We start from the raw sequence: 15,340 nt of genomic DNA on the forward strand, positions 1-15,340 counted from the left end.
ATCCTTTCTATGTGTTGGTTTCGTTCGAATTATCGGTTTTCCGTGCAGGCGTCAGCGAGATCGTGCTGCGCACGTCGCTCAAGCCGAGCACGAGAATGATGAACAGCGGAAAAACAAAGACCGCCGAGAGATAAGCGAGGATGAGAACCGGCAGTCGCCAGTCCTTTCCGCGCGCTTTTTTATGCAGCGAGGCATAACCTGCCATCAGGAAACCCGCGCCGAAGGTGCCGCAGATGACCGCGCCAACCATGGCGGCGACGCCCCCGAAGAACATGGCCACGATACCGGCCAGAAAGATGAAGATCGCGTTGCGGTGCATGCGCAGCGCGGAAGCAATGTCCTCGCGCGGGCGAAGGCCCTTGCCGAAGGAACCAACCAGCCGGGTTGCGAAATAATAGGCCGCAAACAAGAGGATGACCCACAGGCCGCCCTGAACGATCGGCAGCATCAGCACCAGCAGCGATTTTGTCTGGGCCAGCGCCTCGGCATTGGGCTCGAACAGGGGTTCGCGGTTCTGCACCGAGGTCATCATGATATCGACCATGCGGGCGACGAGATCAGGGCCGTAGCCAATCATCCAGCCGAGAATAATGACGGCGATGCAGACCAGAATGCACAGATGCAGGACTATGCCGGACAGCGGATACCAGGCAAGCAGATCATCCGGGCCGCCGAGCTCGGAGGCCGGACGCGCCAGATTGGCAAGATGCGAAAGCCAGCCCGCCGGGATCAGTGTGAAAATGGCGATGGTCAGCGCGAAAAGCGGCGACATGACCAGCGCGCCGATGATGGCCGTGGTGATGATTGCGACGATGGCGGCGCGATTGCCCCAGCCCATCCCGGCGATGAAGATCGGCATGGCCGACCCGGCATAAAGCAGGAAGGAAAAGGACGACTGTGCCGTTGCGCCAAGCGTCAAAAACGCGGCGCATATGCCGGCGAGAACGCCGGAGATCAGCACTGTCTGGTTCAACTTTTGCACTTCGCTGTCCTGCTGAAACTTAAGCAGTTAGAGGATCGCTCCCGAGAGCCTCATCCCCAACATGGGTTTTATGGTATCGATCCGCGCCCAACGCGGAAGGATTTGGAAGCCTTCAACCTACTGCTTAGAAGGCAGTAGCTTCAAAGGAGAAAGCGAGGCCGCGCCAAAACGCAGCCTCGCTTCAAATCATTACGCTACGACGTAAGGCAGCAGGCCGAGGAAACGGGCGCGCTTGATCGCCTGGGCGAGTTCGCGCTGCTTCTTCTGGGAAACGGCCGTGATGCGGGAAGGAACGATCTTGCCGCGCTCGGAAATGTAGCGCTGCAGCAGACGAACGTCCTTGTAGTCGATCTTCGGAGCGTTGGCGCCGGAGAAGGGGCACGTCTTGCGACGGCGGTGGAACGGGCGGCGTGCCTGGGAAGAGGATGTATCAGCCATTGGTCAATTCTCCTTATGCACGGTCTTCGCGCGGACGGCGCGGACGGTCTTCGCGGTCGCCGAAGCCACCTTCGCGCGGTGCGCGGGGGCCACGATCTTCACGCGGGCCACGGTCCGGACGGTCGCCGTCACGGCGCGGACGGTCGTCGCGATCGCGCTTCTGCATCATCGCGGACGGGCCTTCTTCGTGGGCTTCGACGGCGATGGTCATGTAGCGAAGAACGTCTTCGTTGATGCGCATCTGGCGCTCTACTTCATGAACTGCAGCCGCCGGAGCGTCGATGTCCATGAGAGCGTAGTGAGCCTTGCGGTTCTTCTTGATGCGGTAGGTGAGGGACTTCAGACCCCAGTTCTCGACGCGTCCGACTTTACCGCCGAACGATTCGATAACGCCCTTGTACTGCTCGACAAGTGCGTCGACCTGCTGGGCAGAAATATCCTGCCGGGCAAGGAAGATGTGTTCGTAAAGAGCCATTTAAGCTTTGCCTTTCTTGCGTTTCGTCCTTCACCCGGCAGCGGCGCTAAGCCTCAACGACTGCTCTTGGGTGAGGCTGTGAAGCCTTAAAGCAAGAAAAGCGTTGTTCGAGACGGTCGAGAGCGGAGACACGGGAGGCCGGAAAAACCTTATGGTTCCTGCTGTTTCGTTACCGAAACCAGCCCTCCGTTCAGCCACCAGCCAATTGGACCGGGTGTTGTGAACAGCGCGCTTATACGGATTTTCGGATAAATAGCAACCACTTTCCCGAGTTCCCTCTCGGAAACGTCATCTAGTGTGCCGTGTGCTGCCGCTGGGTCAGCCTGTCACAGTAGGTCGAAATCCTGTTTGGCCGAGTTCCATGTTCTGTTGACGAAGGCGGAGTTGGCCTTGATCGCCCGCCCAAGCTTCTCGGTTCTCTGTTGCCACGGCGGCGTGATTTTGAGAAGGGCTTCAAAGGGACGCGTGCTGCGCAGCGCCTCCGCGATAAGCGGCCATGTCATTTTTCCGCCCCGCCCGTGATGCAATATGTCGGCGATGACGCAGCATTGCGCGGCCGGTCTGTTGTGCATGTCCACGCGTTTTTCCGCCCTTTTCATGAAGGATTTGAACGTCGCGACCATTTGTGAAACCTGCACCTCCCGGGCCGCTTGTGACTGAACCGTCCAATGGATGAACCGCGTTGCCGCAATCACTTCGGCGTCTTCCACCTCGGCGAGCGTTGGATTGAGATAATTCATCAACGGATTTGTTGTTTGTGGGTTTTCGAGTTCGGTTGATCGGCCCAGCCCGTCAAGGGCGTGGACATGGCCGTTCTTGATACTGAGATGCGGAAAATAATCGACAGCATCAGCGAGAGTCAGCAGTTTGCGCAGATACTGAACGAAATCGCCTTCTTCGACATGGGCGGCAAACTGGCCGAAGCCGAAAGTGAAAGCCGCCCGGTCATAGCTGTTGAGGGTAAGGAAATTACGCCCCTCACAAATGGCCGTTGGCTCCACGAATTCGGCCCAGAAGCCGAAAGCGCCGGTAAAATCATGAGCCTTATAGTCTAGTTTCGGCAGCCTGCTGCCCGCAAAAATATTATACAGCCCAATATTGCCCTCATAGGGCACGCGCCGGCCCACGAAGAAGCTCGGGCCACCGTCTGCGGAGGCGGAAAAATCGTTGCCGTTGCGGATGATTTTATAGAGATATGCCATGTCGTTACCCGTTCCGGAAAGGCGCAGGTCATCGATCTGAAAGATGGCTTTCAGGATGAGCGACGTTGCGCGTTATGAAATACATGACTGCCAATGGCGCAGCTTTGCGGAACGCGGAACTTTGCTTGCCCACCATGCATATAGCATACATAAGCGGATAAACTTTTAAAGTGTATTTTTTACGGTCGCTATTTCTAATTTAGTAATGTGACGCGGCCAGGAAGGCCACGTCACAGCAAAATCAGATCGCCATCGGATATTTCCGATGGATCGCCGCGATCCCTTTGAGCACGTCATCCGACAAGGTCACGTCGGCGGCGGCAATATCCACCTTCAGCTGCTCCATCGTCGTCGCGCCGATGATGGCTGCGGCCATGAAGGGGCGGGTGAGGCAGAAGGCGATGGCGAGTTGTGCCGGGTCGATCCCATGCTCGGCGGAAAGCTCCAGATAGGCTTTGACCGGCGCTTCCTGGTGTGGCTGCAGGCGGCCGCCGAGCTCCCTGTTGATCGTGCCGCGGGATCCCGCAGGGTATGCGCCGTTCTGGTATTTGCCGGTGAGAAGCCCGGCCGCCAGTGGCGAATAGGCGAGAAGGCCGACATCCTCGTGATGGGCGACTTCCGACATGTCCAGATCGAAGCTGCGATAGAGCAGGTTATATTCGTTCTGGATGGTGGCGACGCGCGGCAGGCCGCGGGCCTCGGCGATGTCGATATATTTCTGCGTGCCCCACGCACTTTCGTTGGAAAGGCCGATGGCGCGGATCTTGCCGGCTTTCACCAGTTCGCCCAGCGTATCGAGCTTTTCGGTGATTTCGGCGAGCGTGCGCTCCTTGTCCTGACCGGAGGCATCGAAACCCCAGGCGCCGCGGAAGTGATAGGTGCCGCGATTCGGCCAGTGGATCTGGTAGAGGTCGATATAGTCCGTCTTCAGACGCGTGAGGCTGGTATCGACGGCCTCGCGGATGGCGGCGGCATCGATATCGCGGCCACCGCGAATATAATCGCGTCCCGAACCGGCAACCTTGGTGGCGAGCACGACCTGATCACGCTTGCCGGTCTTTTCGAACCATGTGCCGATATAGTCTTCCGTCCGCCCCTGGGTTTCAGCGGAAACGGGGGTGGTGGGGTAAAGCTCGGCCGTATCGAAGAAATTGACGCCGTTCGCAACGGCGTAGTCCATCTGCGCATGTGCTTCGGCTTCGGTATTCTGTGTGCCCCACGTCATGGTGCCAAGGCAAATTTCGGACACGGAAATACCCGTGCGGCCCAATAGTCTATGTTTCATGGAAATGTCCCGGTGCTTGGCGAGATGTTTTGAAGGGTGGCATGAAAGTAATGGGGAATTGCCGCAGTGCAAGAAAAAATATGATGAAAAGGCAGGGGAAAACAGGTCGGCAAAACTCCGGAGAAGGGCCTGCCATAGGGCCTCAAGCCTTGACTTCGCTGGCGGGAATGTGAATGGAAGTCGCAGGAATAAAGGCAAGGCCAGAAAAGAAGGACCACATCCCATGGGTATTGCATTCACATTTCCCGGTCAGGGAAGCCAGGCCGTCGGCATGGGCAAGGAGCTTGCCGATACCTATGCAGAGGCGCGCGCCGTGTTCGAGGAAGTAGACGAGGCGCTTGGCCAGAAGCTTTCCGATATCATGTGGGACGGCCCGGAAGAGACGCTGACGCTGACGGCGAACGCCCAGCCAGCCCTCATGGCGGTGTCCATGGCGGTCATGCGGGTTCTCGAAGCGCGTGGCCTGAAGCTCTCCGACGCTGTCTCCTATGTCGCCGGCCATTCGCTTGGCGAATATTCGGCGCTCTGTGCTGCCGGCACTTTTTCGATTGCCGATACCGCGCGGCTTCTGCGCATCCGCGGCAACGCCATGCAGGCCGCCGTGCCTGTCGGCGAAGGCGCAATGGCCGCGATCATCGGGCTGGAACACGATGCGGTTTCGGCAATCTGCGAGGAGGCCGGCATTCTCGGCGTCTGCCAGATTGCCAATGATAATGGCGGCGGTCAGCTGGTCATCTCCGGCTCCAGGGCCGCCGTCGAGAAAGCCGCCGCGATCGCTTCCGAAAAAGGCGCCAAGCGCGCCATCATGCTGCCGGTTTCCGCGCCCTTCCACTCCGCGCTGATGGCGCCGGCCGCAGAAGCGATGCGCGAGGCGCTGGCCAAGGTTGAAAAGAACAATCCGGTCGTGCCTGTTATCGCCAATGTGCGCGCCGCTCCTGTTTCCGATGCCAATGAGATCGCTGCCCTGCTGGTCGAACAGGTGACGGGTCAGGTGCGCTGGCGCGAAACGGTTGAGTGGTTCGCCGCCAACAATGTCACGCAGCTGTATGAGATCGGCTCCGGCAAGGTGCTGACGGGCCTTGCCCGCCGTATCGACAAGACGGTGAATGGCGTTGCCGTCAACGGTGCAGCCGATATCGACCAGCTTCTTGCCACTCTTATCGGCTGAGGCGGGCTTCGCCCCGCAACGGCTTTTATTTCGACAATTCCCGACGCAGAACCGCAAAAAGCTCCTGCAGGATTTGCTCTAAAGAAGGAACGGACCATGTTAGATCTGACAGGCCGCAAGGCTCTCGTAACCGGCGCGACCGGTGGCATCGGCGAAGAAATCGCCCGCCTTCTGCACAAACAGGGCGCAACCGTCGGCCTGCATGGCACGCGCGTTGAAAAGCTCGAGGCGCTGGCGGCGGAACTTGGCGATCGCGTCAAGATCTTCCCGGCTAACCTTGCCGACCGCGCCGAGGTCAAGGCTCTCGGCGAAAAGGCCGAAGCCGAGCTGGAGGGCGTCGATATTCTCGTCAACAATGCCGGCATCACCAAGGACGGCCTCTTCGTGCGCATGAGCGACGAGGACTGGGACAACGTCATCGAAGTGAACCTGACCGCGATGTTCCGCCTGACGCGTGAACTGACGCATCCGATGATGCGCCGCCGTTTCGGCCGCATCATCAACATCACCTCCATCGTCGGCGTCACCGGCAATCCCGGCCAGGCCAACTATTGCGCCTCCAAGGCCGGCATGATCGGTTTTTCGAAGTCGCTGGCGCAGGAAATCGCCACCCGCAACGTCACCGTCAACTGCGTGGCGCCGGGCTTCATTGAAAGCGCCATGACCGGCAAGCTGAATGACAAGCAGAAAGACGCCATCATGGGCGCCATTCCCATGAAGCGCATGGGGACGGGAGCGGAAGTCGCATCCGCCGTTCTTTACCTGGCTTCCAATGAAGCCGCCTACATGACCGGCCAGACCCTGCACGTCAACGGCGGCATGGCGATGATCTGAGGGCGCTTCAAAGGCGTCTTGAAAAGATTGCGGCGCTATTTCAGCACCTTCTTGGGTGCCTGGCGCCGCAAGGCCCCGCCGGCCGGTTTCCGGCGAAATTGCCTGTCATACGCTGTGCTTAGCGCGTTTTCAGGCTTTTCGACCGATTGAAACCGTGTTAAGCGGGCCAAGACTGTGAACAGTCGTCCCGGAGAGACAGGAAGCCGTTGCGATTTTGCGTGACGATGTCTAGCTTGGACCGGGTTGAACGGGTTTGCCAGCGGTGCCGGATTTGAACGGCGCATGAGGGCTTCTAACAGGGCAGGGTGCCGTAAGGCATTCCCTTCAAAATAAAGGTCGAGGAAACCGACATGAGCGATATCGCAGAACGCGTAAAGAAAATTGTAATTGATCATCTTGGCGTTGACGCCGACAAGGTTGTCGAAGGCGCCAGCTTCATTGACGATCTGGGCGCTGATTCGCTCGACACCGTTGAACTGGTCATGGCTTTCGAAGAAGAATTCGGCGTTGAAATTCCCGACGACGCAGCTGACTCGATCCTGACCGTTGGCGACGCCGTCAAGTTCATCGAGAAGGCCCAGGCCTGATCGACCTTCATGGGGGAGGTGCAATATCCTCCCATCTTGGCCCGGCTCGTCCGGGCCAATGTTTTATAGAGAGACGGTACGTGCCCGAACCGGCGCGCGTTCCGGGCTCCGCATAAGCTTCCCGGCCGGAAACGGTGCGTGGCGAAAATTGTGCGGACATTCGAAATGCTGCAGCGTCCCGCAAACGTCAGTCCATGGCGTCCGGCCTTGCAGAGAAGACCGATGATTTGGATAAGGGCGGAGCGTTGGCGATGAGGCGTGTCGTTATCACCGGTACCGGCATGGTATCTCCTCTTGGATGCGGAACGGAAGTTACCTGGGAAAGGCTGCTGGCCGGCCAGAATGGCGCCCGTCTCGTGACTGAATTCGAAGTCGAAGACTTGCCGGCAAAGATCGCCTGCCGCATTCCCGTCGGTGATGGCTCCAACGGCACATTCAATGCCGATGACTGGATGGAGCCCAAGGAACAGCGCAAGATCGATCCTTTCATCCTGTACGGCATGGCCGCCGCCGACATGGCGCTTGCCGATGCGGACTGGCATCCGGAAACGGATGAAGACCAGATTGCTACCGGCGTTCTGATCGGCTCCGGCATCGGCGGCCTGGAAGGCATTGTCGAGGCAGGTTATACGCTGCGCGACAAGGGTCCCCGTCGCATTTCACCATTTTTCATTCCCGGCCGCTTGATCAATCTCGTATCCGGCCAGGTTTCCATTCGCCACAAGCTGCGCGGCCCGAATCATTCCGTGGTAACGGCCTGCTCGACCGGCGCACACGCTATTGGCGACGCCGCCCGGCTGATCGCGCTCGGTGATGCCGATGTCATGGTTGCCGGTGGTGCCGAATCGCCGGTCTGCCGCATCGCGCTTGCCGGTTTTGCCGCCTGCAAGGCGCTTTCCACCCAGCACAATGACGACCCGCAGAAGGCATCCCGCCCCTATGACCGCGACCGCGACGGTTTCGTCATGGGCGAGGGCGCCGGCATCGTCGTTCTGGAAGAGCTGGAACATGCGAAGGCGCGCGGCGCGAAGATTTACGCCGAAGTCGTCGGTTATGGCCTCTCCGGCGATGCCTATCACATCACGGCGCCTTCCGAGGACGGCGAGGGCGCGTATCGCTGCATGTTGATGGCGCTGAAGCGCGCCGGCCTGACGCCTGATGATATCGACTACATCAACGCCCACGGCACATCCACCATGGCCGATACGATCGAGCTTGGCGCAGTCGAGCGGCTCGTCGGCGATTCGGCTTCGAAGATTTCCATGTCTTCCACCAAGTCGGCCACCGGCCATCTGCTCGGTGCGGCAGGTGCGATCGAAGCAATCTTCGCGACACTCGCAATCCGTGACAACATCGTTCCGCCGACGCTGAACCTCGACAATCCCGATGTCGAGACGAAGATCGATCTGGTGCCGCACAAGGCGCGCAAGCGGCAGGTCAACGTGGCGCTCTCGAACTCCTTCGGTTTCGGCGGCACCAACGCCTCCCTCGTGCTGCGTCGTTACGAAGCTTAGAGCATGTCTCCCGAAACCGCGCTGCGGTTTTGGGGTAGAGACTAGCCTGAAACACAATCCAAATCGCGACGGATCTGCCGTCGCGGTGGCGCCCCCGCCGCAAGCCGTCTCGGGCGGTTGCGGCTTTCTCCTGCCGGGTGCTGAAACAGGGCGCTCTTCCCTTGAAGAACGCCTTGCGGTCTGCGAAAGCCATTTCGATTTTCGCGCCGATATTGTAGTCGTTTACGGGAGATGATTTGCCGGTCTCGGGGTAATTTCCCCGGTGCGGGCGAATTTCAGATCACAGACGGCTATAGCTGACCGGGTTTTGCCCGAAACGATGTTTCGTGAAGCCGGAAAAGAGGCATTCACAATGTCTCCATGTGGTACAGGAAGATATTCCGAACCTGTTTTTGCCGCATTACCTGCGCAAAAAGCGCTGACAACGCCGAACTGAAAAGGACCGACGGTGAGCGACACGAACCAGAACAGCCAGGGACCATACGGACAGAACGGCGCGGGCGAAGGCAATCGCGGCCCGATCATTCCGAAATCCCCGACCGAGGCGTTACGCCCGGAAAAGGTGCCGGCCCCGCCGAAGCGCTCCCGCAAGGCCCACGGCCAGCTGGTGATCTTCCTGAATTTTCTGATGACGCTTGCGGTTGCCGTCTGTGTCCTGGCCATCGCCGCGTTCTATTACATGATCAACGCGTTCCAGGAGCCCGGTCCGCTTCAGACGAACACGCATTTCACGGTGCGTAACGGCGCCGGCATTATCGAGATCGCCAATAATCTCGAACGCAACGACGTCGTTTCGAATGCCCGCGTCTTCCGCCTGATGACCGGCAGCTACCTGCAAAAGGACCAGACGTTGAAGGCGGGTGAATATGAGATCAAGGCCGGCGCATCGATGAAGGACATCATGGTGCTGCTGGAATCCGGCAAGTCGATCCTTTATTCCGTGTCGCTGCCGGAAGGCCTGACCGTCAAGCAGATGTTCGCGCGCCTCGGAGCAGACGAGGTTCTGGACGGCGAATTGCCCTCCGCCCTGCCGCCGGAAGGCAGCCTGCGCCCGGATACCTATCGCTTCACCCGTGGCACCAAGCGCGAAGAGATCATCAACCAGATGAGTGCTGCGCAGGACAAGCTGATCGACATGATCTGGGAGCGGCGTGACCCCGACCTGCCGATCAAGACCGTCGAGGAATTTGTGACGCTTGCCTCGATCGTCGAGAAGGAAACCGGCAAGGATGATGAGCGCGCCCACGTCGCCTCCGTTTTCTATAACCGCCTGAAGAAGGGCATGCGCCTGCAATCCGACCCGACGATCATCTATGGTCTGTTCGGCGGCGACGGCAAACCGTCCGACCGGCCGATCTACCAGTCGGACCTGCAGAAGCAGACGCCGTTCAATACCTATGTGATCAAGGGCCTGCCGCCGTCACCCATCGCCAATCCGGGCCGGGCGGCGCTTGAGGCGGTTGCCAATCCTTGGCGAACCGACGACCTTTATTTCGTTGCCGATGGTACGGGCGGCCACGTCTTTGCCAAGACGCTGGACGAGCATAACGCCAATGTCCGCCGCTGGCGCAAGATCGAGGCGGAAAAGGCGGCAGCCGGCGCCAATCCGGATGTGGCCGTGGATGGCCAGCCGGGTGGCGCAGAGGCGGAAAAACCGACCAACAACTGATAATCCTGACCGGGCCCTGCCAAACGCAAGGCCCGGTTTTGTAAGGCATGACGGGGGGCTTCCAGATATGACATTGCAATCGATGACCGGCTTTGCGCGTAGCGAAGGAACATCCGGCCGCTACCGCTGGGCGTGGGAATTGCGCTCGGTAAACGGCAAGGGGCTGGATATGCGCCTGCGCCTGCCGACCGGTCTGGAAGCGCTGGAGACGGCCCTGCGGGAAATTGCAGGCGGGCATCTTTCCCGTGGCAACATCCAGGCGGGATTGACGCTGGCCATTGCGGAAAACCGGCTGGAGGCCGTCATCAATCGTGATGCTCTCGCCGCTGTTCTGGCGCTCAAACAAGAGCTTGGTGATGTCGTGGAAGACAAACCGCTGAGCTTCGATACGCTGCTGTCATTGCGCGGCCTCGTCGATTTTCGCGAGGCGGAAGATGACGCTGAGGCGCAGGCTGCGCGCAACGCCGATGTGCTGGCCGGTTTTGCTGTTGCCATTGAGAAGCTGAAGGACATGCGCGAGCGGGAAGGCGCTTCGTTGTTTGCCATCCTGTCCGGGCAGATCGACAGGATCGAGACGCTTGTGGAGCTTATTGAAAACGATCCTTCCCGCCAGCCGGAACAGATCGCGGCAAGGCTTGCCCAGCAGATTGCCCTGATCGGCGAGGGCATGCACGGTCTGGACCGTGACCGTCTTCACGCCGAGGCGGCGCTGATCGCCACCAAGGCGGATCTGCGTGAAGAGCTGGACCGGCTGCGCGCCCATGTGCAGGCTTCGCGCGAGCTTTTGGCAAATGGCGGGCCTGTCGGCCGCAAGCTCGATTTTCTTGCACAGGAATTTAACCGCGAGTCGAATACAATCTGTTCCAAATCGAACGCCAGTGCGGTAACCGCAGCAGGCATAGAGCTGAAAGTGGTTATCGACCAGTTCCGCGAGCAGGTCCAAAATCTGGAGTAGACCCCATGGCCCCGGTGAATGATTCTCCCGTCACGATTGCCCGCAGAGGGCTGATGCTGGTGATTTCTTCACCATCGGGCGCGGGCAAATCCACGATTGCCCGCAACCTGCTCGAGAAGGACAAGAATATCAGCCTTTCCGTCAGCGTCACGACGCGCCCGCGCCGCCAGAGCGAGATAGAGGGCATCCACTATCACTTCATCTCCAAGCGCGATTTCGAGCGCCTGCGCGACAACGAGGAATTGCTGGAATGGGCCGAGGTCCACGGCAATTTTTATGGCACGCCGCGTGAGCCGGTGGAAGTAGCGATGGCCGCCGGCCGCGATATGCTGTTTGACATCGACTGGCAGGGCGCCGAGCAGTTGCAGGACAAGATGAAGGCCGACGTCGTTTCGATCTTCATCCTGCCGCCGACCATGACCGAACTGCAATCACGCCTTCACCGCCGGGCAGAAGACACCGAGGAGGTCATCAAGACGCGCCTCGTCAATTCCCGCGCTGAAATAGAGCACTGGCGCGATTATGACTATGTCATCCTCAACGACGACCTGCAGGCGGCCTTCGAAGCAGTAGAGGCGATCGTAAAAGCCGAACGCGTCCGCCGCGACCGCCGCCACGGCATGTTCGATTTCGTGCGGGCACTGCTCGAGGAAGAGCCGCAGCTCTGATGATTTACGCTGCGGTTCTGCGCGCCAGCCATTGACGGCACAGTCGCTCGTCCATCGCGTCCTCTGCCCATCCATGGCCCGCGTCGATCGTCTCCAGTAAGACCTCAGCAAAGGCTGAAGCCAGTTGCGCGGCCAGATGCGGAGCATCGGAGGGGTGACGCCGGTCGTCACGGGCGCCCGCAAGCAGAAGTACGGGATATCCTGCGAGATTTGGAAGAGGCTGCTCATACCTCGGAGATAACGGACGAAGCAGGATAGCGCCTTTTGACAGATAGCGGTCCTGACATATCGTTTCAGCCGCGATGATCGCACCGTTAGAATATCCGACGAGAAAGGGTCTTTGCCCCGTCTGCTGAAACACGAAGGTGACAAACCGGCATAGTCTGGAGGCGTGATGTTTCAGATCGTCAATATCGAGCTGTCTGTCAGGCTTTCTACGAAAAAACGCGAAGCCATCCTCCCAGGGAACAGCCCCTCTCGGCGCATATAAGATGCCCTTAGGAAAGGTGGCGCGGCCAAAGGAGATGAGGTCGTCTTCCGTTCGTCCCGATCCATGCAGCAAGACAACCGCGCAGTCGGGTGTTTCGGTGGGAATGTCGAGCTTGTAGTGAAAACCGGCATTCTCCACGCGCTTTGTCCCTCTATTCGCAGGGGCCACGAACCTGTGTCCCACCGTTCAGAACAGTGCATCACATGGCGTATTTACAGGCAATTCGCCAATGTCACGAATTCCTCGACCGACAGCGTTTCTGCCCGCCGTGTGGGGTCAATGCCCGCCTTTTCCAGCAATGTTTCGCCGCCAAGGCTCTTCACGCTCTGCCGCAGCATCTTGCGCCGCTGACCGAAGGCGGCTTCAGTCACTTTTTCAAGCTTGGCGACATCGCAAGGCAGGGGCTTGTCCTTGGGCAGCAGGTGCACGACGGTGGATGTCACCTTCGGCGGTGGGCTGAAGGCCTGCGGCGGGACGTCGAAGGCCATTTCCGATACCGTGCGCCAGCCGGCGAGAACGCCGAGGCGGCCGTAATGATTGTCGCCTTCTTCAGCCACGATGCGTTGGCCGACTTCCTTCTGGAACATCAGCGTCATGGAGAGCCAGAAAGGCGGCCACGCCTTCGGCAGAAGCCAGTTGACCAGCAATTGTGTGCCGACATTATAAGGCAGGTTGGCGATGATACGCACCGGTTCACCGGCGGGAATCATCGCCTCGAAATCGGTCTTGAGGGCATCGCCCTCAATCACCTCGAGACGCCCGGGATAATGCGCTTCGATTTCCGCCAGCGCCGGCAGGCAACGGCTGTCGCGTTCGACGGCGATGACTTTCTTTGCGCCGAGCGAAAGAATGGCGCGGGTGAGGCCGCCAGGGCCAGGGCCGACCTCGATCACCGTCACGCCTTCGAGCGGCCCCGCTGTCCGGGCGATCTTCTGGGTGAGGTTGAGGTCGAACAGGAAGTTCTGCCCAAGGGATTTCTTCGCATCGAGCCCATGGCGCTGGATGACATCGCGCAGCGGTGGCAGTCCGTCTATGGCCGCCATTATACGACGGCCCGGCTACGGGTGTAAATTTCCGCCGCCATCCTCAGCGCCGCCACAAGGCTCGCCTCATTGGCGATGCCCTGGCCGGCAATACCAAAAGCGGTGCCATGGTCCGGCGAGGTGCGGATGAAGGGCAGGCCAAGCGTGACATTAACCGAATCGTCAAAGCCGAGCGCCTTGGCCGGAATGAGTGCCTGATCGTGATACATGCAGACTGCGACATCGTAGCGTTTGCGGGCGGCGTCATGGAACATGGTATCGGCGGGCAGGGGGCCGAAAGCATCGATCCCGTCTTTGCGTAACCGCATGGTCGCCGGATGAACCACGTCGCGGTCCTCCGTGCCAAGCGCGCCGTCCTCGCCCGCATGCGGGTTAAGCCCGGCAACCGCCAGACGCGGCGCTTCAATTCCGAATTTCTGCCGCAGATCGGCATCGATGATACGGCACGTCTCGACGATCAGTTCTTCGGTCAACGCCGCCGGCACGTCTTTGACGGGGATGTGGATCGTGACCGGAACGACGCGGACCTTGGGACCGGCAATCATCATCACCGGCATCACCTGCTCGCCCGTCAGGCGCAAAGCCAGATCAGCCAGAAATTCGGTATGACCGGGAAATCCGAAACCCGCTTCGTAGAGAACGGATTTCGCAATCGGATTGGTAACGACGGCTGCAGTCTTGCCCTCAACGGTCAGGGAAACGGCTGTTTCTATCGCCTTGATAGTCGCATGTGCTGCTCCGACATGCGGCTGGCCCGCCTGAACCTCGAACCCGACGGGAAGAGGCAGGATGGGGAAAGCGCGGTCGAAAACGCTTATGGCATCCGCCACATCGCAGGTCTCGATATTGACCGGAATGCCGGTGAGCGCCGCCCGGCTCGCCACCACATCGGGATCACCGATAAAGATAAAGGGCGGCAGACCGTTCTCTTGGCGTCTGGCCCAGGCGGCGATGGCTATATCGGGGCCGATACCGGCTGGATCTCCCTGTGTCAGGGCAAGCGGCAGGAATGCATGTGTCACGGAAAGACCCGGCTTTCGTATCAGTATCAGGTGTTGACGATCTGCGCCTTCTTGCGCAGCTCATCCATATACTTCTTTTCGTTCGGGTTTTCGCCGTTCTTGGCCTTCATCAGGTCTTCGGACTTGAACACCATTTCCGCGGCATAGTCGTCCGAAACCTGACGCTGCTTGCAGATGGCCAGATATTCGACACCTTTTTCGGTCACACGCGTTCCGGTGGTGCCGCCTTCCTTGGTTTTTTCCACCAAAGCCTTCCAGTCTTCCGGGAGCTCAGGCGCGAGAATGCGGCCAAGATCCTTGATCGCCACGTCGCGCATGGTCGCAGCGAAGGTCATGGCCTGGTCGCAGCCGGGATAACGCTTGCGCGAGGCTTCAGCCTCGGACTTACGCTTGCCGGTAATGGAATTGCGCTTGGATTCCGGGATGACGAAGATGACCTGCTGCAGGAAATATTCGGTCGTGACTGGCTTGTCGCCGCGTTCCTTCAGGCGGGTAACGAGATCCTGGTTCGACATCTTGCCGCGTGCGCCATAACGGGCGTTCACAAGGCGGGGCCAGCTCATCTGCACCGCGATGAAGGCCTTGAAATGGTCAGCGCCGACGCCCGCCTGTGACAGCACCTTCGTCAATTGCTCCGGTTTCATCTTGTTGTTGCCGGCAAAACGCGCAAAAGCGGCATCGACCTCATCAGTGCTGACCGACATTTTCACACGACCGATTTCCTCGCGTTTCAGCACCTCATCGACCAGCTGTTCGCGCGCCTTTTCGTTGAGATTGCCGGACTGACGCTGTAGCTTCAGGAAGGCGACGCGTTTGGCAATATCGTCATTGGTGATGGGTGTCTTGTTGACGACGATCTTGACCGTGGCATCGGCGAAAGCCTGGCCGGTATAAGGCACGGCGGCCATGGGAACGGCAAATATCGCAAAGGCGAAAGCAGCGCCACGCAAAGCCGTCTTTCCGAAATTCATCATGTCCTTCTCCCTTTCGTCGGGCAGGGCCTGTCTC

General features: G+C 59.4%; 16 protein-coding genes. 7 read left to right on the forward strand and 9 right to left on the reverse strand.

Features of this window, described 5'->3' with window-relative positions; genetic code table 11:
• Positions 1-7 precede the first annotated feature (7 nt).
• The 5 genes from CFBP6623_RS04030 to CFBP6623_RS04055 all read right to left on the reverse strand — a co-directional run bounded on the left by CFBP6623_RS04030 (position 8) and on the right by CFBP6623_RS04055 (position 4,382).
• Positions 8-982: a hypothetical protein gene (locus CFBP6623_RS04030; RefSeq protein WP_052820347.1), complete on the reverse strand. Its 975-nt coding sequence runs from the start codon at positions 980-982 to the stop codon at positions 8-10.
• A 189-nt stretch (positions 983-1,171) separates the two neighbouring features.
• Positions 1,172-1,420 (reverse strand): 30S ribosomal protein S18, encoded by a 249-nt coding sequence (gene rpsR, locus CFBP6623_RS04035; protein WP_003496832.1) that lies wholly within the window; start codon positions 1,418-1,420, stop codon positions 1,172-1,174.
• Positions 1,421-1,433: 13 nt separating this feature from the next.
• Positions 1,434-1,895, reverse strand: coding sequence for a 30S ribosomal protein S6 (rpsF, locus tag CFBP6623_RS04040; RefSeq protein ID WP_003496829.1), 462 nt, complete (start codon positions 1,893-1,895; stop codon positions 1,434-1,436).
• Between the two features lie 326 nt (positions 1,896-2,221).
• The gene (locus CFBP6623_RS04050) at positions 2,222-3,097 is read right to left on the reverse strand and encodes a hypothetical protein (protein WP_080842181.1); all 876 of its coding nucleotides are present in this window, start codon (positions 3,095-3,097) and stop codon (positions 2,222-2,224) included.
• Positions 3,098-3,338: 241 nt separating this feature from the next.
• Entirely contained in the window at positions 3,339-4,382 is a 1,044-nt protein-coding gene (locus CFBP6623_RS04055) for an aldo/keto reductase (protein WP_046798808.1), read from the reverse strand.
• Positions 4,383-4,605: 223 nt separating this feature from the next.
• Between CFBP6623_RS04055 and fabD the strand changes: the two genes are divergently transcribed.
• The 7 genes from fabD to gmk all read left to right on the forward strand — a co-directional run bounded on the left by fabD (position 4,606) and on the right by gmk (position 11,777).
• Entirely contained in the window at positions 4,606-5,550 is a 945-nt protein-coding gene (gene fabD / locus CFBP6623_RS04060) for an ACP S-malonyltransferase (protein WP_080842180.1), read from the forward strand.
• Between the two features lie 96 nt (positions 5,551-5,646).
• Positions 5,647-6,384, forward strand: a complete 738-nt coding sequence (gene fabG, locus CFBP6623_RS04065) for a 3-oxoacyl-[acyl-carrier-protein] reductase (protein WP_006314577.1) — start codon at positions 5,647-5,649, stop codon at positions 6,382-6,384.
• A gap of 350 nt (positions 6,385-6,734) precedes the next feature.
• Entirely contained in the window at positions 6,735-6,971 is a 237-nt protein-coding gene (locus tag CFBP6623_RS04070; protein ID WP_003502080.1) for an acyl carrier protein, read from the forward strand.
• A gap of 251 nt (positions 6,972-7,222) precedes the next feature.
• Positions 7,223-8,485, forward strand: coding sequence for a beta-ketoacyl-ACP synthase II (gene fabF, locus CFBP6623_RS04075; protein WP_046798965.1), 1,263 nt, complete (start codon positions 7,223-7,225; stop codon positions 8,483-8,485).
• 448 nt (positions 8,486-8,933) lie between these two features.
• Complete coding sequence (gene mltG / locus CFBP6623_RS04080) at positions 8,934-10,154, forward strand: endolytic transglycosylase MltG (protein ID WP_046798810.1); 1,221 nt, start codon at positions 8,934-8,936, stop codon at positions 10,152-10,154.
• Between the two features lie 67 nt (positions 10,155-10,221).
• Positions 10,222-11,109, forward strand: a complete 888-nt coding sequence (locus CFBP6623_RS04085; RefSeq protein ID WP_046798811.1) for a YicC/YloC family endoribonuclease — start codon at positions 10,222-10,224, stop codon at positions 11,107-11,109.
• Positions 11,110-11,114: 5 nt separating this feature from the next.
• Positions 11,115-11,777, forward strand: a complete 663-nt coding sequence (gene gmk, locus CFBP6623_RS04090) for a guanylate kinase (protein WP_046798812.1) — start codon at positions 11,115-11,117, stop codon at positions 11,775-11,777.
• Between the two features lie 4 nt (positions 11,778-11,781).
• On the opposite strand, the gene CFBP6623_RS04095 is transcribed toward gmk, so the two are convergent.
• The 4 genes from CFBP6623_RS04095 to CFBP6623_RS04110 all read right to left on the reverse strand — a co-directional run bounded on the left by CFBP6623_RS04095 (position 11,782) and on the right by CFBP6623_RS04110 (position 15,306).
• The gene (locus tag CFBP6623_RS04095; protein ID WP_046798813.1) at positions 11,782-12,405 is read right to left on the reverse strand and encodes an alpha/beta hydrolase; all 624 of its coding nucleotides are present in this window, start codon (positions 12,403-12,405) and stop codon (positions 11,782-11,784) included.
• Positions 12,406-12,479: 74 nt separating this feature from the next.
• Positions 12,480-13,310, reverse strand: coding sequence for a 16S rRNA (adenine(1518)-N(6)/adenine(1519)-N(6))-dimethyltransferase RsmA (gene rsmA, locus CFBP6623_RS04100; RefSeq protein ID WP_046798814.1), 831 nt, complete (start codon positions 13,308-13,310; stop codon positions 12,480-12,482).
• Positions 13,310-14,332 (reverse strand): 4-hydroxythreonine-4-phosphate dehydrogenase PdxA, encoded by a 1,023-nt coding sequence (pdxA, locus tag CFBP6623_RS04105; protein WP_046798815.1) that lies wholly within the window; start codon positions 14,330-14,332, stop codon positions 13,310-13,312. The genes rsmA and pdxA overlap by 1 nt, the downstream gene beginning before the upstream one ends.
• Positions 14,333-14,358: 26 nt before the next feature.
• Positions 14,359-15,306: a peptidylprolyl isomerase gene (locus CFBP6623_RS04110; protein ID WP_046798816.1), complete on the reverse strand. Its 948-nt coding sequence runs from the start codon at positions 15,304-15,306 to the stop codon at positions 14,359-14,361.
• Positions 15,307-15,340 lie beyond the last annotated feature (34 nt).

The sequence above is a fragment of the Agrobacterium tumefaciens genome (assembly GCF_005221385.1).
In the GTDB taxonomy this organism is placed as follows: domain Bacteria; phylum Pseudomonadota; class Alphaproteobacteria; order Rhizobiales; family Rhizobiaceae; genus Agrobacterium; species Agrobacterium tomkonis.